The organism is Pseudomonas sp. LBUM1648 (genome assembly GCF_059716145.1).
Genome location: NZ_CP166808.1, coordinates 6,381,485 through 6,400,773, shown reverse-complemented (window position 1 = coordinate 6,400,773; position 19,289 = coordinate 6,381,485). Strand labels below are relative to the sequence as shown.

Annotated in this window: 18 protein-coding genes; 12 read left to right on the top strand and 6 right to left on the bottom strand. The window is 60.1% G+C overall.

Annotation, left to right across the window (positions count from 1 at the left end; translation table 11 throughout):
* Window positions 1-56: 56 nt before the first annotated feature.
* On the bottom strand, window positions 57-461 hold the full coding sequence (locus tag ACA043_RS29165; protein WP_003229628.1) for an acyl-CoA thioesterase: 405 nt from the start codon (window positions 459-461) through the stop codon (window positions 57-59).
* Between the two features lie 375 nt (window positions 462-836).
* Between ACA043_RS29165 and ACA043_RS29160 the strand changes: the two genes are divergently transcribed.
* The 8 genes from ACA043_RS29160 to ACA043_RS29125 all read left to right on the top strand — a co-directional run bounded on the left by ACA043_RS29160 (window position 837) and on the right by ACA043_RS29125 (window position 11,457).
* Entirely contained in the window at window positions 837-2,135 is a 1,299-nt protein-coding gene (locus ACA043_RS29160) for an MFS transporter (RefSeq protein ID WP_187677155.1), read from the top strand.
* 233 nt (window positions 2,136-2,368) lie between these two features.
* Window positions 2,369-3,367 carry a phosphate ABC transporter substrate-binding protein PstS gene (locus tag ACA043_RS29155; RefSeq protein WP_095137738.1) on the top strand — a complete coding sequence of 333 codons (999 nt, stop codon included), beginning with the start codon at window positions 2,369-2,371 and terminating at the stop codon, window positions 3,365-3,367.
* Between the two features lie 422 nt (window positions 3,368-3,789).
* Window positions 3,790-5,823, top strand: coding sequence for an ABC transporter permease subunit (locus tag ACA043_RS29150; RefSeq protein ID WP_401271903.1), 2,034 nt, complete (start codon window positions 3,790-3,792; stop codon window positions 5,821-5,823).
* Between the two features lie 16 nt (window positions 5,824-5,839).
* Window positions 5,840-7,510, top strand: a complete 1,671-nt coding sequence (gene pstA, locus ACA043_RS29145; RefSeq protein ID WP_497658346.1) for a phosphate ABC transporter permease PstA — start codon at window positions 5,840-5,842, stop codon at window positions 7,508-7,510.
* Window positions 7,511-7,642: 132 nt separating this feature from the next.
* Window positions 7,643-8,476 (top strand): phosphate ABC transporter ATP-binding protein PstB, encoded by an 834-nt coding sequence (gene pstB, locus ACA043_RS29140; protein ID WP_187677153.1) that lies wholly within the window; start codon window positions 7,643-7,645, stop codon window positions 8,474-8,476.
* Window positions 8,477-8,548: 72 nt separating this feature from the next.
* Window positions 8,549-9,310, top strand: a complete 762-nt coding sequence (phoU, locus tag ACA043_RS29135) for a phosphate signaling complex protein PhoU (RefSeq protein ID WP_007954334.1) — start codon at window positions 8,549-8,551, stop codon at window positions 9,308-9,310.
* A 166-nt stretch (window positions 9,311-9,476) separates the two neighbouring features.
* Window positions 9,477-10,433 carry a response regulator gene (locus tag ACA043_RS29130; RefSeq protein ID WP_187677152.1) on the top strand — a complete coding sequence of 319 codons (957 nt, stop codon included), beginning with the start codon at window positions 9,477-9,479 and terminating at the stop codon, window positions 10,431-10,433.
* Between the two features lie 127 nt (window positions 10,434-10,560).
* Complete coding sequence (locus ACA043_RS29125) at window positions 10,561-11,457, top strand: peptidoglycan DD-metalloendopeptidase family protein (protein WP_187677151.1); 897 nt, start codon at window positions 10,561-10,563, stop codon at window positions 11,455-11,457.
* 186 nt (window positions 11,458-11,643) lie between these two features.
* On the opposite strand, the gene ACA043_RS29120 is transcribed toward ACA043_RS29125, so the two are convergent.
* The 3 genes from ACA043_RS29120 to phoB all read right to left on the bottom strand — a co-directional run bounded on the left by ACA043_RS29120 (window position 11,644) and on the right by phoB (window position 15,158).
* Window positions 11,644-12,984: a hemolysin family protein gene (locus ACA043_RS29120; protein ID WP_116028549.1), complete on the bottom strand. Its 1,341-nt coding sequence runs from the start codon at window positions 12,982-12,984 to the stop codon at window positions 11,644-11,646.
* A gap of 123 nt (window positions 12,985-13,107) precedes the next feature.
* The gene (phoR, locus tag ACA043_RS29115; RefSeq protein WP_497659685.1) at window positions 13,108-14,394 is read right to left on the bottom strand and encodes a phosphate regulon sensor histidine kinase PhoR; all 1,287 of its coding nucleotides are present in this window, start codon (window positions 14,392-14,394) and stop codon (window positions 13,108-13,110) included.
* A 74-nt stretch (window positions 14,395-14,468) separates the two neighbouring features.
* Window positions 14,469-15,158: a phosphate regulon transcriptional regulator PhoB gene (gene phoB, locus ACA043_RS29110; RefSeq protein WP_007896474.1), complete on the bottom strand. Its 690-nt coding sequence runs from the start codon at window positions 15,156-15,158 to the stop codon at window positions 14,469-14,471.
* 151 nt (window positions 15,159-15,309) lie between these two features.
* Here phoB and ACA043_RS29105 point away from each other — a divergent pair, with 151 nt between their 5' ends.
* Window positions 15,310-15,693, top strand: coding sequence for a COG4315 family predicted lipoprotein (locus ACA043_RS29105; RefSeq protein ID WP_497658345.1), 384 nt, complete (start codon window positions 15,310-15,312; stop codon window positions 15,691-15,693).
* Between the two features lie 50 nt (window positions 15,694-15,743).
* On the opposite strand, the gene ubiA is transcribed toward ACA043_RS29105, so the two are convergent.
* Together ubiA and ACA043_RS29095 are read right to left on the bottom strand one after the other, a co-directional pair.
* Window positions 15,744-16,634, bottom strand: coding sequence for a 4-hydroxybenzoate octaprenyltransferase (gene ubiA, locus ACA043_RS29100; RefSeq protein ID WP_401271896.1), 891 nt, complete (start codon window positions 16,632-16,634; stop codon window positions 15,744-15,746).
* The gene (locus ACA043_RS29095) at window positions 16,634-17,194 is read right to left on the bottom strand and encodes a chorismate--pyruvate lyase family protein (protein WP_497658344.1); all 561 of its coding nucleotides are present in this window, start codon (window positions 17,192-17,194) and stop codon (window positions 16,634-16,636) included. Before ACA043_RS29095 ends, ubiA begins: the two co-directional genes overlap by 1 nt.
* 200 nt (window positions 17,195-17,394) lie before the next feature.
* Here ACA043_RS29095 and ACA043_RS29090 point away from each other — a divergent pair, with 200 nt between their 5' ends.
* From ACA043_RS29090 to ACA043_RS29080, 3 genes are all read left to right on the top strand, one after another.
* Window positions 17,395-17,562 carry a rubredoxin gene (locus ACA043_RS29090; protein ID WP_003437744.1) on the top strand — a complete coding sequence of 56 codons (168 nt, stop codon included), beginning with the start codon at window positions 17,395-17,397 and terminating at the stop codon, window positions 17,560-17,562.
* A 20-nt stretch (window positions 17,563-17,582) separates the two neighbouring features.
* Window positions 17,583-18,731, top strand: a complete 1,149-nt coding sequence (locus ACA043_RS29085) for an NAD(P)/FAD-dependent oxidoreductase (RefSeq protein WP_497658343.1) — start codon at window positions 17,583-17,585, stop codon at window positions 18,729-18,731.
* Window positions 18,732-18,921: 190 nt separating this feature from the next.
* Entirely contained in the window at window positions 18,922-19,197 is a 276-nt protein-coding gene (locus ACA043_RS29080) for an HU family DNA-binding protein (protein WP_003213368.1), read from the top strand.
* Window positions 19,198-19,289 lie beyond the last annotated feature (92 nt).

The following is a 19,289-nucleotide window of genomic DNA, read 5'->3' as shown; positions in this document are numbered from 1 at the left end:
GACAGCTCTCGATCAGACACTTGGGACAACTATCGACCGTGAAACGGCCGTGAGGTTTAGCGTGCGCGCGGCGGAACCGACCGGGTGCGACCACTGCCGTCGATGGCGACGAAGACAAACACCGCTTCGGTCACTTTACGCCACTCGCTGGACAACGGATCGTCGCTCCACACTTCGACCATCATCTGGATCGAGCTGCGACCGATTTCCAGGGTCTGGGTATAGAAGGACAACTGCGCGCCAACGGCGACCGGAACCAGGAACGCCATGCGGTCGATAGCGACGGTGGCCACGCGGCCTCCGGCGACACGGCTGGCCATCGCGGTGCCGGCCAAATCCATCTGTGCCACCAGCCAGCCGCCGAAAATATCGCCAAAGCCGTTGGTTTCACGCGGGAGAGCGGTGATTTGCAGGGCCAGGTCGCCTTGCGGGATTGGATCTTCTTGTTCGAGCTCTATCATGCCGGGGGTGCCTCTGACCCGTGACTCTTGTTGGTATTGCTGGTGGTAGCCGTCTTCAGGAAAAACGATTCAGCACCGAACATACTACGTTCGTCACGTCTTCCATAAGGCGCCTAAAGGGAAACTCTGCGAAACCGGCTGCTCCGTTCAAAGGGCGGGCCAACGACGTTTTCGCACAGCAACCCCCTACAAACCGGGGCAAGGTTGCGAGTATATCGGTCGGTAGACTCCGCGACGACCACCCGGTTCTGATTTTGACCGTCAAATACGCGCCTCTATGTGCTTTTTCGAACAATTTGCTATGGTGCCGAACCTGCCAAAGCTCCAGCCAGCGTTGTTGGAGTCGCAGATCCGCCTATAAGAGAAGCCCTTGCCATGACCACAGCGCCTTCGAGCCTCGCGCAGCCCGACCAACCCGCACGACCATTGACCCGCAATGACTACAAGACTCTGTCGCTATCGGCCCTGGGCGGTGCACTGGAGTTTTACGATTTCATCATCTTCGTATTCTTCGCCACCGTGGTCGGCAAGTTGTTCTTTCCGGCCGACATGCCTGAGTGGCTGCGCCTGATGCAGACCTTCGGCATCTTTGCCGCCGGTTACCTTGCGCGGCCGCTGGGCGGCATTGTCATGGCGCACTTCGGCGACCTGCTGGGGCGCAAGAAAATGTTCACCCTGAGCATCTTCATGATGGCCGTGCCGACCCTGATCATGGGTCTGCTGCCGACGTATGCGCAGATCGGCATGTGGGCGCCGATCCTTTTACTGCTGATGCGGGTGATTCAAGGCGCGGCGATTGGCGGTGAAGTACCGGGGGCATGGGTCTTCGTTTCCGAACACGTCCCGCAGAAGCACATGGGCTACGCCTGCGGCACCCTGACCAGCGGCCTGACCGCCGGAATTCTGCTCGGCTCGCTGGTCGCCACGGCGATCAACAGCATCTATACGCCGACCGAGGTTGCGGATTACGCCTGGCGGATTCCGTTCCTGCTCGGTGGCGTGTTCGGTCTGTTCTCGGTTTACCTGCGCCGCTGGCTGCACGAAACCCCGGTGTTCGCCGAGCTGCAACTGCGCAAGGCGCTGGCCGAAGAAGTGCCGCTGCGCGCGGTGCTGCGTGACCATCGCGGGGCGATTGCGATCTCGATGCTGCTGACCTGGCTGCTGTCGGCCGGGATCGTCGTAGTCATTCTGATGACCCCGACTGTGCTGCAAACCGTTTACCACTTCTCGCCGACCACCGCGCTGCAATCCAACAGCCTGGCGATCGTGTTCCTGAGCTTCGGTTGCATCATTTCCGGTGCGCTGGCGGATCGCTTTGGCGCCGGCCGGGTGTTTGTGTTCGGTTGCCTGGGCTTGCTGATCAGCTCCTGGACCTTCTATCACAGCCTCGCCGATCACCCGAACTGGCTGTTCCCGCTGTATGCGTTGACCGGTTTGCTGGTCGGCACCATTGGTGCGGTGCCCTACGTGATGGTCAAGGCGTTCCCGCCGGTGGTGCGTTTCAGTGGGTTGTCGTTCTCTTACAACGTGGCGTACGCAATCTTCGGTGGCCTGACGCCGATGATCGTCAGCCTGCTGCTTAAAGAAAGCGCGATGGGCCCGGCCTACTACGTGGCAGTGCTGTGTGCGATGGGGATTCTGGTGGGGGCGTGGCTCTGGAAGAAGGGTCGCTGATCCGAAATCTCCTCAGTAGTCACGGCCATTTCGCGAGCAGGCTCGCTCCCACATTGGAATGCATTTCAAACGGTGGGAGCGAGCCTGCTCGCGAATGGGGGCACCACGAATCATCCAGTAAAACCTTGGATGCTGGCCTTTCATCCAATTGTCATATTTCAGCCATAGAGTGTTCACACGGCCTGCTGATACTTGGCCCCGACTTAACACACCCTATCTGCTAGGAGTAAGGCATGAAACTGAAGCGTTTGATGGCGGCAATGACTTTTGTCGCTGCTGGCGTTGCGACTGCCAACGCGGTTGCCGCTGTTGACCCTGCTATCCCGAGCTACACCAAGACCACTGGTGTGTCGGGCAACCTGTCCAGCGTCGGCTCCGATACCCTGGCCAACCTCATGACCCTGTGGGCCGAGAACTACAAGAAAGAATACCCGAACGTAAATATCCAGATTCAGGCCGCTGGCTCCGCCACTGCGCCACCTGCGCTGACTGAAGGCACCTCGAACCTGGGCCCGATGAGCCGCAAGATGAAGGACACCGAACTGGCGGCCTTCGAGCAGAAGTACGGCTACAAGCCAACCGCAATCCCGGTTGCCGTGGACGCCTTGGCTGTATTCGTACACAAGGACAACCCGATCCAGCACCTGACCATGGAACAGGTTGACGCGATCTTCTCGTCCACCCGTCTGTGCGGCGCCAAAGCCGACGTGAAAACCTGGGGTGAGCTGGGTGTAACCGGTGACCTGGCCAACAAGCCAGTGCAACTGTTCGGCCGTAACTCGGTATCCGGCACTTACGGCTACTTCAAAGAAGAAGCCCTGTGCAAAGGTGACTACAAGCCAAACGTCAACGAACAACCAGGTTCGGCTTCGGTCGTGCAGTCGATCAGCTCCTCGCTGAACGGCATCGGTTACTCGGGCATCGGCTACAAGACCGCTAGCGTGAAGACCGTGCCTCTGGCCAAGAAGGGCAGCACTGACTTCATCGAAGACACCGAAGAAAACGCCCTGAACGGCAAGTACCCGCTGTCGCGTTTCCTCTACGTTTACGTCAACAAAGCCCCGAACAAGCCTCTGGCCCCGCTGGAAGCCGAGTTCGTGAAGCTGGTTCTGTCCAAACAGGGCCAGGAAGTTGTAGTCAAGGACGGTTACATCCCGTTGCCAGCCAAAGTCGCTGCCAAAGCACTGGCTGACCTGGGCTTGCAAGAAGGCGCTGCAGTCGTAAAGAAGTAACAAATTGAGTCCGGGGTGAACCCCGTCGGACTCAAGTGAAAGGCCGGATCTGCCCGCAGACCGGCCTTTTACACACCTCAAATTTTCGATCCTCTGCCAGCCCCGCTGGCGGTGGATTTGCTGCGTCACTGCACTGTCATCTTTCTGTCATACAGGATCGCTAGGGTGAGCGCATGAATGATCTGGCCAATTCCCAAATGACTACTAATCCTCCCAAGCGCATTGATTTCAATACGCCTGAGCTGCAACGCAAGCGCCGCATTCGCGCGCTCAAGGATCGCTTCACTCGCTGGTACGTCCTCGTTGGCGGTCTGGCGGTGCTGGCAGCCATCACCCTGATCTTCTTCTTCCTCGCCTACGTGGTCGCGCCGTTGTTCCAGGGCGCTGACCTGGAGGCGAAAGACTCGATCACTCCAGCCTGGATGCAGGACGCCGGCAAGCCGCTGATGATTTCGCTCGAAGAGCAGAATCAGGTGGCCATGCGCGTTTCCGATAAGGGCCAGGCATTGTTCTTCGATATCGACAGTGGCGCTGAACTGAAGCGCGTCGATCTGCCGCTGCCCGCCGGTGCAACCGTGACCTCCATTGGTGAAGACCAGCCAGGTCATCCGCTGGTTGCCGTGGGTCTGTCCAACGGTCAGGCGCTGGTGTTCCGTCACACTTATAAGGTCAGCTACCCCGACGGCAAGAAAACCATCACCCCGGCCATCGAATACCCGTACGGCGAGGCGCCAATCGCGCTGAACGAAGCGGGCGGTGCGCTGGAGCACGTCAGCCTCAACGCCACCGATACGACGCTGATGCTGGTGGGTTCGACCGGTTCGCAACTCAATGTGCTGTCGCTGACCAGCGAAGAAAACATGATGACCGGCGAAGTCACCAACGAGCAGAAGCGTATCGATCTGCCGCAAATGACTGAGCCGGTTAAAAACATCTTCGTCGACCCGCGTCAGCAATGGTTGTACGTGGTCAACGGTCGTGCCCAGGCGGACGTATTCAGCCTGCGCGACAAGAGCCTCAACGGTCGCTACAAACTGCTGGAAAACGCCGATACCGAAGTCACTGCGACCACACAGCTGGTGGGCGGTATCTCGCTGATCGTCGGTGACTCCAAGGGCGGCCTGGCCCAATGGTTCATGGCCCGCGACACCGATGGTGAGCTGCGTCTGAAGCAGATCCGCACCTTCCAGATGGGCACCACGCCGATCGTTGAAATCAGCGCCGAAGAGCGTCGCAAAGGCTTCGTTGCCCTGGATGCCAGCGGCAAGCTCGGCGTGTTCCACAGCACCGCGCACCGTACTTTGCTGGTTGACCAAGTGGTCGAGGGCCCGGGCCTGTTCGGTCTGTCGCCGCGCGCCAACCGCGTGATCGTCGAGTCTGGCGGCAAGCTGCAACCGTTGCTGCTCGACAACCCGCACCCGGAAGTTTCCTGGAGCGCGCTGTGGAGCAAGGTCTGGTACGAAAACTACGACGAGCCTAAATACGTCTGGCAATCGACCGCGGCCAACACCGATTTCGAACCAAAGCTGAGCCTGTCGCCACTGACCTTCGGCACCCTGAAAGCTGCGTTTTACGCGATGCTGCTGGCCGCGCCACTGGCCGTTGCCGCTGCGATCTACACCGCGTACTTCATGGCCCCGGGCATGCGCCGCAAGGTCAAGCCGGTGATCGAACTGATGGAAGCGATGCCGACGGTGATCCTCGGTTTCTTCGCCGGTCTGTTCCTCGCGCCGTATGTCGAAGGGCATCTGCCGGGCATCTTCAGCCTGCTGATGCTGCTGCCGATCGGCATTCTGGTCGCCGGTTTCGCCTTCAGCCGTCTGCCTGAGTCGATCCGCCTGAGAGTCCCGGATGGCTGGGAAAGTGCGCTGCTGATTCCAGTGATCCTGTTTGTGGGCTGGCTGTCGCTGTACATGAGCCCGTACATGGAGAACTGGTTCTTCGGCGGCGACATGCGCATGTGGATCTCCCACGACCTGGGCATCACCTACGACCAGCGCAACGCTCTGGTGGTCGGTCTGGCCATGGGTTTTGCGGTGATCCCGAACATCTATTCGATTGCCGAAGACGCCGTGTTCAGCGTGCCGCGTGGCCTGACCCTCGGTTCGCTGGCCCTCGGTGCCACACCGTGGCAGACCATGACGCGTGTGGTGATCCTGACCGCCAGCCCGGGCATCTTCTCGGCGCTGATGATCGGCATGGGCCGTGCGGTCGGTGAAACCATGATCGTGCTGATGGCCACCGGTAACACCCCGGTCATGGAAATGAACCTGTTCGAAGGCCTGCGCACCCTGGCCGCCAACGTCGCGGTGGAAATGCCGGAGTCGGAAGTCGGCGGCAGCCACTACCGCGTGCTGTTCCTCTCGGCGCTGGTGCTGCTGATGTTCACCTTCGTCATGAACACCCTGGCAGAACTGATTCGTCAGCGTCTGCGCAAGAAATACTCGTCGCTTTAAGCAAAGGTAGAAGTCTGTGAAACAGAACTCCCTGAAAGGATGGTTCAAGAGCGGCGCCCCGGGCGTCTGGATCAGCGGTGGCGCGGTGTCCATCGCGGTCATCATGACCATTGGCCTGCTGGCGGTGATTGCCGTGCGCGGTCTGGGTCACTTCTGGCCGGCGGATCTGATCCACGCCAGCTACGACGTACCGGGCCAGGCCCAGCACCTCGTGGTCGGCGAAGTGGTACAGAAGGAAGAAGTGCCCCGTGCCCGCCTCAAAAGCGCTGGTTTGCCAGTGCCGGACGAAGGCCCGGAATTCATGACCCGCGAGCTGATCAAGGTCGGCAACCGTGACCTGAACGGCAACGACTTCACCTGGATCGTCGGCGAGTGGCTGACCAACCAGAAGACGCCGCCAGAGCTGATGGCGCTGGAGCGTCGCGAGTGGGGCAACTTCTACGGCTACCTGGTCAACGTCAAACAGGACGGCAAGGTCATCGCCGAAGGCGAAGCCGCATGGCCAGAGCTGCAAGCGCGGATCAACCGTGTGAACGGCCTCGCCGCGCAGCTCAAGTCGATGGAAAAAGTCGATATCGGCGCGATCAACGCAGGGCTGGAACGCATCCGTCTGCACAGTCGCAAACTGGAACTGGAAGGCAAACTCGACGCCACCGCGCAAGCGGACATGGAATCCGAGCGCGCCGAACTGAACGCCCGTTATCAGGACATCGAAGCGCGTCTGGCCGATCTGCATGCGCAGTTCAACCGCGATGCGCTGACGGCTCGCGATGCCAACGGTAAAGAGATCGAAATCGGTCTGGGCAAAGTGGTTCACGCTTACCAGCCGAACGCCATGAGCACCTTCACCAAGGTCGGTTTCTACTTCAGCAAGATCTGGGAATTCCTCTCCGACGATCCGCGTGAAGCCAACACCGAAGGCGGGATCTTCCCGGCGATTTTCGGCACCGTGATGATGACCCTGATCATGGCGATGATCGTTACCCCGTTCGGCGTACTGGCGGCGGTGTACCTGCGTGAATACGCCAAGCAGAACACCCTGACGCGGATCATCCGTATCGCGGTGAACAACCTGGCGGGCGTTCCGGCGATCGTTTACGGCGTGTTTGGTCTGGGCTTCTTTGTGTACGTGTTGGGTGGTTCGGTTGACCGCTTGTTCTTCCCCGAAGCACTGCCGGCACCGACCTTCGGTACGCCGGGCCTGCTCTGGGCGTCGCTGACCCTGGCGCTGCTGGCGGTGCCGGTGGTGATCGTGGCCACCGAAGAAGGTTTGGCGCGGATTCCTCGCACCGTGCGTGAAGGCTCGTTGGCCCTCGGCGCGACCAAGGCTGAAACCTTGTGGAAGATTGTGATCCCGATGGCCAGCCCGGCCATGATGACCGGCATGATCCTCGCCGTGGCCCGTGCCGCCGGTGAAGTGGCGCCGCTGATGCTGGTAGGTGTGGTGAAACTGGCGCCGTCGCTGCCGGTGGATGGCAACTATCCGTACCTGCACCTGGACCAGAAGATCATGCACTTGGGCTTCCACATTTATGACGTCGGGTTCCAGAGCCCGAACGTCGAAGCCGCACGCCCGCTGGTGTACGCCACGGCGCTGTTGCTGGTGCTGGTGATTGCGACACTGAACCTGTCGGCCGTTTATATCCGTAACCATCTGCGCGAGAAGTATAAAGCGCTGGATAGCTGATTTCTTATGTAGGAGTGAGCCTGCTCGCGATGGCAACACCGCGGTTTCATAGACAAACCGCAGCGCCTGAATCGCGAGCAGGCTCACTCCTACAAAAAACCGAACCGAATTTGTTAGCACAGGGAGCCTCCCATGCAGCACGAAACACATAGCCACGGCATCAACATGTCTGCCTTGGGCCGCGACAAGCAGAGCCTGAATCTTGAACAGGAAACCGTGGCCATTGAAGTCCCGGGCCTGAACCTGTTCTACGGCGATAAACAAGCGCTGTACGACGTCAGCCTGAACATCCCGAAACAGCGCGTGACTGCCTTCATCGGCCCGTCCGGCTGCGGCAAGTCCACACTGCTGCGTACCTTCAACCGTATGAACGATCTGGTTGACGGCTGCCGCGTCGAAGGCGCGATCAACCTGTACGGCAACAACATCTATCGCAAAGGCGAAGACGTTGCTGAACTGCGTCGTCGCGTCGGCATGGTGTTCCAGAAGCCCAACCCGTTCCCGAAAACCATCTACGAAAACGTGGTTTACGGTCTGCGCATTCAGGGCATCAACAAAAAGCGCATCCTCGACGAAGCCGTTGAGTGGGCGTTGAAAGGCGCGGCACTGTGGGACGAAGTCAAAGACCGTCTGCACGAGTCCGCACTCGGTCTGTCCGGTGGTCAGCAGCAGCGTCTGGTGATCGCCCGCACCATCGCGGTTGAGCCGGAAGTGCTGCTGCTCGACGAACCGTGCTCGGCCCTAGACCCGATCTCGACCCTGAAGGTTGAAGAGCTGATCTACGAGCTGAAATCCAAGTTCACCATCGTTATCGTGACCCACAACATGCAGCAGGCGGCGCGGGTGTCCGACTACACGGCGTTCATGTATATGGGCAAACTGGTGGAATTCGGCGATACCGATACCCTGTTCACCAATCCGGCGAAGAAGCAGACCGAAGACTACATCACTGGTCGCTACGGCTAACAGTTGCGGGTTATTCACAGAATTTGATGCTGCGGCCCACCGCACCTTACCGGACGCTCCAAGGACGCCAACATGATTAGTAAAGAAGGCCTTACCCATCACATCTCCGCGCAGTTCAACGCCGAGCTTGAGGAAGTGCGCAGCCACCTCCTGGCCATGGGCGGGCTGGTGGAGAAGCAGGTCAACGACGCGGTGACCGCTCTGATCGAAGCCGACTCCGGTCTGGCTCAGCAGGTGCGCGAGATCGACGACCAGATCAATCAGATGGAACGCAACATCGACGAAGAATGCCTGCGCATTCTGGCCCGTCGTCAGCCGGCGGCGTCTGACCTGCGGCTGATCATCAGCATCTCCAAGTCGGTGATCGACCTTGAGCGCATCGGCGACGAAGCGACCAAAATCGCCCGTCGTGCCATTCAGTTGTGTGAAGAAGGCGAAGCGCCGCGCGGTTACGTCGAGGTTCGCCACATCGGCGACCAGGTGCGCAACATGGTTCGCGATGCGCTGGACGCGTTTGCCCGCTTCGACGCCGATCTGGCCTTGTCGGTGGCGCAGTACGACAAGATCATCGACCGCGAATACAAGACCGCCCTGCGTGAGCTGGCCACCTACATGATGGAAGACCCGCGCTCTATCTCGCGGGTCTTGAGCATTATCTGGGTGCTGCGTTCGCTGGAGCGCATTGGCGACCACGCGCGCAATATCTCGGAACTGGTGATCTATCTGGTGCGCGGCACTGACGTTCGCCACATGGGCCTCAAGCGCATGAAGGAAGAAGTTGAAGGCACAAGCGGCGAAACCGCTAATGTTCCGGGCGATGCTGACGATAAGTAAGATTGCCTGAGAAAAGCGCCCGGCCCTTTGGCCGGGCGTTTTTGTTAGGGGCTTTCGAATTAAAAAGCAGCACCCGCGAACGAAAAGTCCCGGCGTGACTGAAGATTGTTGGCAATGTGCCATCAGCAAAGCGGTATGCTTGCCGGGATTTTTATAGGGGTGTTGGATGAGCAAGATCAGTGTGTTGGTCGTGGACGATGCTTCGTTCATTCGTGACCTGGTGAAAAAGTGCCTGCGTAATTACTTCCCGGGGATCCGCACCGAGGACGCCGTCAACGGTAAAAAGGCTCAGGCCATGCTGGCCAAGGAAGCGTTCGACCTGGTTCTGTGCGACTGGGAAATGCCGGAAATGTCCGGCCTCGAACTGCTGACCTGGTGCCGCGAGCAAGACAATCTCAAGACCATGCCATTCGTGATGGTCACCAGCCGTGGCGACAAGGAAAACGTGGTGCAGGCGATTCAGGCCGGCGTTTCCGGCTACGTCAGCAAGCCGTTCACCAACGAGCAACTGCTGACCAAGGTCAAGCAGGCGCTGAACAAGGTCGGCAAGCTCGACACCTTGATGAACAGCGCGCCGACCAAGATGAACTCGGCATTCGGCAATGACTCCCTGAGCGCGCTGACCGGCGGCAAGCCTGCCGTGGTCGGTGGTGCTCCGGCGGCCGCTGCGGTCAACCCGTTCGCCAAGCCTGCTGTTGTCGCGCCGACACCAGCCGCTGCGCCGTCTCGTGGCTTGCTCAACAGCCCGCCAGTCAAAGCGCCAACTGCCTCGGCAGCGCCTGCAGGTGGTCGTGGTCAAGGCCAGTTGCGCCTGCCAAGCGGCAATCAGCAGTGTGTGATCAAGGCCCTGAGCATCAAGGAAGCGCTGTTGGTGGTGAAACGCACCGACACCCTGCCGCAGATCCTCGACAGCGCCGTGCTCGACCTGGAGCAGGGCGACAACGCCGAAATCGCCCGCCTCAACGGTTATCTGCACGCCATCGTCGCCTTTGAGCAGAAAGCCGACAGCGACTGGCTGCAACTGACCTTCCGTTTCGTCGACCAGGACGCACAGAAGCTCGACTACATCTCCCGCCTGATCGCCCGCGGCACGGCGCAGAAGCACTTCGTTCCGGGCGCTTGATCACAGCTTTACGCTGATCGTTCCCACGCAGAGCGTGGGGACGATCATTTGAAACATCTGTCGACTAGCCTGGTCTGCTTCACCTGCTAGGCTCTTTCCCAGGCCTTACTTCGACAGAACCTTTGCCATGCTCGCGCGCCTGCTGTTTTTCTGTGGTCTTTTCATGGCCTCCACCTCGACTGTGGCCATGACCATTTACAAATCCACCGATGCCAACGGCGTGGTCTCGTACAGCGACCGTCCGAGCAAAGGCTCGCAGGTGTTCGTCTTTCAGGATCGGATGGTCGAACGCCTCGAGCGGCAGGTCTATCTCGACATCAAAAAGCAGAAGGGCGTCGACGTGGTGTTCGTGCGCAACGATCTGTATGCGCCGGTTGAGGTGGCACTGGCGTTTACCGAGATGAGCAATGTACGTGGCGCACCGGCTCAAACCATCCGCCGGGTGTTGCCGGCACGCAGCAATACGCGGTTAGCGTTGCTGAAGGCGATTACCGGCGGCAAACCGCTGGTGTATACGCCGCAGTTTCATTACGCCCTGGGTGACCCTGCCGGAACGGCTCAGGGCTATCGCTATCCACTGCCATGGCGTGGCGGGCCGTTCCGCTTGAGTCAGGGCGCCGAGGGCCAATACAGCCATTACGGGCCGAAGAACAAATATGCGATGGACATCGCCATGCCGGTTGGCACGCCGATCATTGCCGCGCGGGCAGGGGTTGTGGTGAAAACCGAGAATTCGCAGAGCGGACGCGGCACCGACCCTTCCGGCAACTTCGTGCGGGTGCTGCACGATGACGGCACGATGGGCGTGTACCTGCATCTCAAGCAAGGGTCTGTAAGCGTGCGCGAAGGGCAGCGGGTGGTGGTGGGCAGCCCGTTGGCGCTGTCGGGCAACACCGGCAACAGCAGCGGCCCGCACCTGCACTTTGTGGTGCAGCGCAATACCGGGTTGGGGTTGGTGTCCATCCCGTATCAGTTCAACCAGCCGCTGGGGGCGTTGCCCAACTTTGCGTTGGGCAAGCAGTAGAACCGTTAGGGGGCCGCTGTGGAGGGGCTTTTGTGGTGAGGGGATTTATCCCCGATGGACGGCGCAGCCGTCCCAAAATAATTGAAGGAATTGAGTCAGGAGTTACGCGATTGCAGATTACAGGGCCGCTCCGCGACCCATCGGGGATAAATCCCCTCACCACAGAAGCGTCCCCCAAAACACCCATCAATCCAGCATCAACACCTTGGCCAGCACAATCTTCGGCCCTTTCATCTTCTTGATGATGATCCGCAGGCCTTCGACTTCCAGCACTTCTTCCTCTTCCGGCACCCGTTTCAGGGTTTCGTATACCAGCCCGGCCAGGGTTTCGGCTTCGATGTGGTCAAGGTCGATACCCAGCAGGCGTTCAACCTTGAACAACGGCGTGTCGCCACGCACCAGTAGCTTGCCCGGTTGATAGGCGAGGATCCCGCGTTCAGCCTTGCGGTGTTCGTCCTGAATGTCGCCGACCAGCACTTCCAGCACGTCTTCCATGGTCAGGTAGCCGATGATGTTGCCGTCAGCCTCCTCGACCACGGCGAAGTGCGAGCCGCCCTTGCGGAACTGCTCCAGCAACTGCGACAGCGGCATGTGCCGCGACACGCGCTCCAGCGGACGGGTCAATTCAGCCAGGTTGAACGACTCTGGAATGTGATCCAGCGCCGCCAGTTCCAGCAGCAGATCCTTGATGTGCAGCAGGCCGACGAACTCCTGACGTTCGCTGTCGTACACCGGATAACGGCTGAACTTGTGGCGACGGAACATCGCCAGGATTTCTTTCAGCGGTGCGTTGAATTCCAGAGTGATCAGGTCTTCCCGGGAGTTGGCCCAGTCGACCACTTCCAGTTCACCCATTTCCACCGCCGAGGCCAATACGCGCATGCCTTGGTCGCTCGGGTCCTGGCCACGGCTGGAGTGCAGGATCAGTTTCAGTTCTTCGCGGCTGTAATGGTGTTCGTGGTGCGGGCCGGGTTCACCCTGGCCTGCGATACGCAAAATGGCGTTGGCGCTGGCGTTGAGCAGGTAAATCGCCGGGTACATCGCCCAGTAGAACAGGTACAGCGGCACCGCCGTCCACAGCGACAGCAACTCGGGTTTGCGGATCGCCCATGACTTGGGTGCCAGCTCGCCGACGACGATGTGCAGATACGAAATCACGAAGAACGCAGCGAAGAACGACACGCCTTTGATCACTTCGGGCGACTGCACGCCAACGCTTTCAAGCAATGGCTCGAGAATGTGCGCAAACGCCGGTTCACCGACCCAGCCCAGGCCAAGAGAGGCGAGGGTGATACCGAGCTGGCACGCCGAGAGGTACGCATCGAGCTGACTGTGGACGGTGCGCAGGATGTGTCCGCGCCAGCCGTTCTGTTCAGCGATGGCCTCGACCCGGGTCGAGCGCAGTTTGACCATGGCGAATTCCGCCGCAACGAAAAAGCCGTTGAGCAAAACCAGGATCAGAGCAAAAAGGATCATGCCGAAATCGGCGAAAATTGTAGCGAGGGACAAGCCAGGGGAAGGGTCCATGATGGAGTTTTGCGGGTTCCGTGTGATTCGTAAGAGAGAAGAAGTCGCGCCTGAAAGGCAGGCGCAAGTCCGCCAATGTAGCGGCTGACTGGGCGATTGCCTAGTGGCGCGTGCCGGCCGGTATCACTCGGCGGAGCTGATCGCCCGTGCCTGAGCCACCTGAGCCGGGGCGAAATGGCAGGTGAACGTGCTGCCATGACCGGGCACGCTGCTGATTTCCATGCGTGCGCGGTGGCGCAACAAGACGTGTTTGACGATGGCCAGGCCTAGGCCAGTGCCTCCGGTGTTGGAGTTGCGGCTGGAGTCGACGCGGTAGAAGCGTTCGGTCAGACGCGGCAGGTGTTTGCTGTCGATGCCGATTCCCGAATCCTGCACGCTCAGGTGCGCGCCATGTGCGTCACCCCACCAGCGAATGCGGATATTGCCCTCGGCCGGGGTGTACTTCACCGCGTTGAACACCAGATTGGAGAACGCACTGCGCAGTTCCGCCTCGCTGCCCTTGAGCAACAGGCTGGCGTCGGCTTCAAGAGTGATGCGTTGGTTTTTCGACCCGGACAATTGCTGAGCGTCGCTCGTGATCGATTGCAACAGCGTGTCGATCTGTATCGGTTGGTTGTCTGACGGATAATCGGTGGCTTCCAGCTTAGCCAGCAGCAGCAAGTCATTGAGCAGCGTCTGCATGCGTCCGCCCTGTTGCTGCATCTGCTGCAAGGCGCGGCTCCAGCGCGGGTTCACTTCCTCGACGTTGTCGAGCAGGGTTTCCAGATAGCCGCAGATCACCGTCAGCGGCGTGCGCAGTTCGTGGGAGACGTTGGCGATGAAGTCTTTGCGCATCTGTTCCAACTGATGAATGCGCGTGACGTCGCGCACCAGCATCAAGTGTTCATTGTTGCCGTAGCGGGTCAGGTACAGCTGAATGCGCACGCGATCGTTGGTTGGCGAGGGGATTTCCAGCGGCTCGGCGTAGCTGTCCTGCTCGAAGTATTCCTTGAAGCGCGGATGCCGTACCAGGTTGGTCACCGGTTGGCCGCTGTCTTGCGGGGTCTTGAGGCCGAGCAGGGTTTCTGCGGCGCGGTTCCACCATTCCAGATTGCCGTCGCTGTCGAGCATGATCACCGCGTCTTTCAGCGCGGCGGTGGATTCCTGCACCCGGTCGATCACTGCTTGCAGGCGCCCGCGCACCCGTTGGTCGCGGCGTTGCAGGTGATAGATGCTGTCGAACACTTCGCCCCACAGGCCATAGCCATCGGGCGGAGCTTCATCGGGTTGGTGTAGGCGCAACCATTCGTGCAGACGCAGCAATTGCTTGAGCGTCCAGGCCAGGTAAATACCCAGTCCCGCCGCGAGGCTCCAGCCGTAATAGCCGGTGATCAGGCCGATCACCAGACAGGCGGTGACCAGCAGCAGCATGTGGCGAATCAGGGTGCCATGCCAGTTTTGATTCACGGAAATTACAGTCCTTGTCAGCGAGTCTGGCGGTCGGGTCAGGCCTTGGTGGAAAACCGGTAGCCAGTGCCGCGCACGGTTTGTACCAGATTTTCGTAGGCGTCGCCGAGAGCCTTGCGCAGGCGTCGGATGTGCACGTCGACGGTGCGCTCTTCAACGTAGACGTTGCCACCCCAGACCTGATCCAGCAACTGGCCACGGGTGTAGGCGCGTTCCTGGTGGGTCATGAAAAATTGCAGCAGACGGTATTCGGTCGGGCCCATTTCGGCAGGCTTGCCGTCGATGGTCACGCGGTGGCTGATCGGGTCGAGCAGCAGGCCGCCGACTTCGATCGGCGCTTCGCCATCGGTCGGACCGGCGCGGCGCAGCACGGCTTTGAGGCGTGCAACCAGTTCACGCGGGGAAAACGGTTTGGTGATGTAGTCGTCGGCGCCAACTTCCAGGCCCTGGATCTTGTTGTCCTCTTCGCCCTTGGCGGTGAGCATGATGATCGGGATGTCTCCGGTCAGCTCATCACGCTTCAAGCGGCGGGCCAGCTCGATGCCGGAGGTGCCGGGCAGCATCCAGTCGAGCAGGATCAGGTCCGGTTTGCGGTCGACGATGATGGCGTGCGCCTGCTGCGAGTTCTCCGCCTCGAGGCAGTCATAGCCGGCCATCTCCAACGCAACGGCGATCATTTCGCGAATGGGCGCTTCGTCGTCGACGATCAGAATGCTCCTGCCAACCATGCCTTAATCCTCTTGTCATTTAACTGTCTTGCGCCGCATTAGATAACGGAATTATTGCAGTCGTGTGACAGTATTTTAGTCGCCCGGCGGTGGGAGGGATCCTGAACTAAGCTTTAAGTCCGAATCCTGACAACCGCAAAAGAAGGTTTCCATGACTCAAATGACTGCTTGCTTCAAAGGTTTGCTGCTTGCCGCCGCCCTGACACTGCCCGGACTGGCGATGGCGGCTGAACCCGCCATGATGAAAGACGGCGTGATGGTCGATCACAAAGGCATGACCCTGTACACCTTCAACAAGGACTCCGCCGGCAAATCGGTGTGCAACGACAAATGCGCAACCAATTGGCCGCCATTGACGGCTGCGGCGGGCGACAATTCGATGGGTGACTGGACTGTCATCAAACGCGAAGACGGCTCAATGCAGTGGGCCTATAAAGACATGCCGCTGTACACCTTTGTGATGGATAAGGCGGTTGGTGACAAGACCGGTGACGGCAAGATGGATGGTGCCTGGAAAGTCGTCAAGGCCAAATAAGCGCAATTCCCTGTGGGAGCGAGCCGGCTCGCTCCCACAAGTTTTGCGGATTAGCGCAACGCGTAATCCAGCACAATCCCGACAAAAATCGCCAACCCGGCCCAGTGGTTGTGCAAAAACGCCTGGAAGCAACGCATCCGGTCCTTGCTGCGGGTGTACCAGAACTCCCACGCGTAACATCCGGCGGCCACCAGCAGACCGAGATGGAACCAGATCCCCAGTTCGAACTTCGACCCCGCCAGCAACAGACAGCCCAGCGACAGCGCCTGTAAGGTCAAAATGATCACCCGATCCGCCTCGCCAAACAGAATCGCCGTGGATTTCACGCCGATCTTCAAATCGTCATCCCGATCGGTCATCGCGTAATAGGTGTCGTAACCCACCGTCCACAGCAGATTGGCGATCCACAGCAACCACGCAGCGGCGGGCACTTCGCCGGTCTCGGCGGTGAACGCCATCGGCATGCCCCAGGAAAACGCCGCGCCCAGCACCACTTGCGGGTAATAGGTGTAGCGCTTCATGAACGGATAGGTGAACGCCAGCGCCAGGCCGCCCAACGACAGCCAGATCGTCGGCGCGTTGGTGCACAGCACCAGCAGGAAACTCACGCCCATCAGGATGGCGAAGAACACCAGCGCCTCTTTCGAGCTGATCTTGCCGCTGGCCAGCGGCCGTTGCGCGGTGCGTTTGACGTGGCCGTCGACCTTGCGGTCGGCCCAATCGTTAATCACGCAGCCACCGGCGCGGGTCAACACCACGCCGAGGACAAAAATCACGACGTTGGCCAGCGACGGCGAACCTTTGCCAGCAATCCACAAGGCCCACAAGGTCGGCCATAGCAGCAGGTAAATGCCGATCGGCTTGTCCATGCGGGTCAACTGAATGAAGTCCCAGGCGCGCGGGTTCAAGCGGTTCAGGGACTTGAGCAGGCTCTGGTACATCAGCAGTTCTCCGGATGGGCGCGGGCGGCGTGCCACAGGCTCGGCAGGAAGATTTCGGCGACCAGTACGCTCAGTGCGCCTCGGTCGAAACGCGAACGACGGCCCCACAACTCAGGGGCGCGAGAGGCTTGCGGCAGCCAGTCTTCGGGGTAGCGACAGACTTCGATGGCGCGGCGCTGGAAGGCATGATCGCAAAACAGCAGTTCACCCAGCGACCGGCTACCCAACTCATCCATGTGCAAACCGTCGCCCTGCAAGGCGCTGCGCGAGGCCACGCTGCGGGCGAACACCCAGGCCTCGCCATGGCCACGCAAATACACCTCACGCACCCAGCCTTCACTGCCTTCGGCCAGATCCAGCGCGGCGCATTCGTCCGGGCGCAACGTGTCCCAGCCTTCGAACAGCGGCGTGACGCTGAAGCCATCGTTGGATAGACGAGTCAGGCGGCGAGTGAGGGAACCTTCGTCGAACAACCAGTCGAGGGTCGACGAATCGGGGAGAGGCGTCAGTCGGCTTTGAGTCAGCCAGAGCGGGGCCGGGCAGGCATTTGAATGTTGCACAATGAGTCATTATTGGCCGCAAATGAGGCGGCGAGCTTACCATGGCAGGCCGCGAGATTGATTGATCCGGGAAGCCGTTGCGCCGAACAGGCTTGCATCTGCCCGGCACCATCAGTACAAAACGCGCTGAGCCGGATGGCAGAGCACCACCCATCGACCGTTCGCGCCGACAAAAGCCTGAAACCTGAGGAAGTACCTGAATGAAAAAGTGGCAATGCATCGTCTGCGGCCTGATCTATAACGAAGCCGACGGCTGGCCGGATGACGGCATCGCACCGGGCACCCTGTGGCAGGACGTGCCGGAAGACTGGCTGTGCCCGGACTGCGGCGTCGGCAAGATGGACTTCGAAATGATCGAAATCAACTGAGCAAACCCAAGGAGTAAGGCATGAACGCACCTGTCGTAATCATCGGCACCGGGCTTGCGGGCTATAACCTGGCCCGGGAGTTTCGCAAGCTCGATAGCGAAACTCCGCTGCTGCTGATTACCGCCGATGACGGCCGCTCTTACTCCAAGCCAATGCTTTCCACCGGTTTCGGCAAGAACAAGGACGCCGATGGCCTGAGCATGGCCGAACCGGGCGCCATGGCCGAGCAGTTGAAGGCCGAAGTGCGCACTCATACGCGCATCAGCGGCATCGATGCCGGCCACAAGCGCCTGTGGATCGGCGAAGAAGCGGTGTACTACCGCGACCTGATCCTCGCCTGGGGCGCGGAAACCGTGCGTGTGCCGATTGAAGGCGATGGCGCGGATCGGGTGTTCCCGATCAACGATCTTGAAGACTACGCACGCTTTCGCATCGCAGCGGCCGGCAAGCGTCGTGTGCTGCTGCTCGGCGCCGGGCTAATTGGTTGTGAATTCGCCAACGACTTGATCCTCGGTGGCTACGAAGTGCAACTGGTCGCGCCGTGCGAGCAGGTCATGCCGATGTTGCTGCATCCAGCGGCCGCAGCAGCGGTGCAGTCCGGGCTGGAAAGCCTTGGCGCAAAATTCCACCTCGGCCCGGTGCTGACCCGTCTGCACAAGGTCGCCGACGGCCTGGAAGCGCATTTGTCCGACGGTCAGGTCATTCCCTGCGACGTGGTGGTCTCGGCCATCGGCCTGCGCCCTCGCATCGATCTGGCGGCGGCTGCCGGCGTGCAGGTCAATCGCGGCGTCGTGGTCGACCGGCATTTGAAGACCTCACACGCCAACATCTACGCCCTGGGCGATTGCGCCGAGGTCGACGGGCTGAATTTGCTGTACGTGATGCCCCTGATGAGCTGTGCGCGAGCGCTTGCCCAAACGTTGGCGGGGAACCCGACAGCGGTGAGCTACGGCCCGATGCCGATCACTGTGAAAACCCCGGTGTGCCCGCTGGTGGTTTCGCCACCGCCACGGGGCAGCGAAGGTCTCTGGACCGTCGAAGGGCAGGGCGCCGACATCAAGGCGCTGTGTCATGGCTCCGATGGTCAGTTGCTCGGATATGCCCTGACTGGCGCGGCCGTCATGGAAAAACTCGCCCTGAACAAACAGCTTCCGGCCCTGCTGGCGTAAATACCGGTCGTTCTGTCGGAATCACCCCGCTTTTGCCCCTACAAAGGTCGCGGGGAGACTGGCGCCGCCGGTATCCGCGTGCCATCCTCACTCCCGTCTGCCGCAGAGTAGAGCCTGCGGCGCCTTGGGCGCTGTTCCAACGAGAACAGCACGGACATAACAACAAAAAACCGTCAAAGGGGCTTCACTAATGCGTAAACCAGAACTCGCCGCTGCAATCGCTGAAAAAGCAGATCTGACCAAAGAACAGGCCAACCGCGTGCTCAACGCCGTTCTCGAAGAAATCACCGGCGCTCTGCACCGCAAGGACAGCGTCACGCTGGTGGGCTTCGGCACCTTCCTGCAACGCCACCGCGGCGCCCGTACCGGCAAAAACCCGCAAACCGGTGAACCGGTGAAAATCAAGGCCAGCAACACCGTTGCGTTCAAGCCAGGCAAATCGTTGAAAGACAGCGTTAATCCGTAATTGCGGCGAACTCCCTGAATAACGGGGAGAAGCGCAATGAAAAAATGGGCATACCGATTGCGGTCGGGTGCCCATTTTTTATGGATGTATGT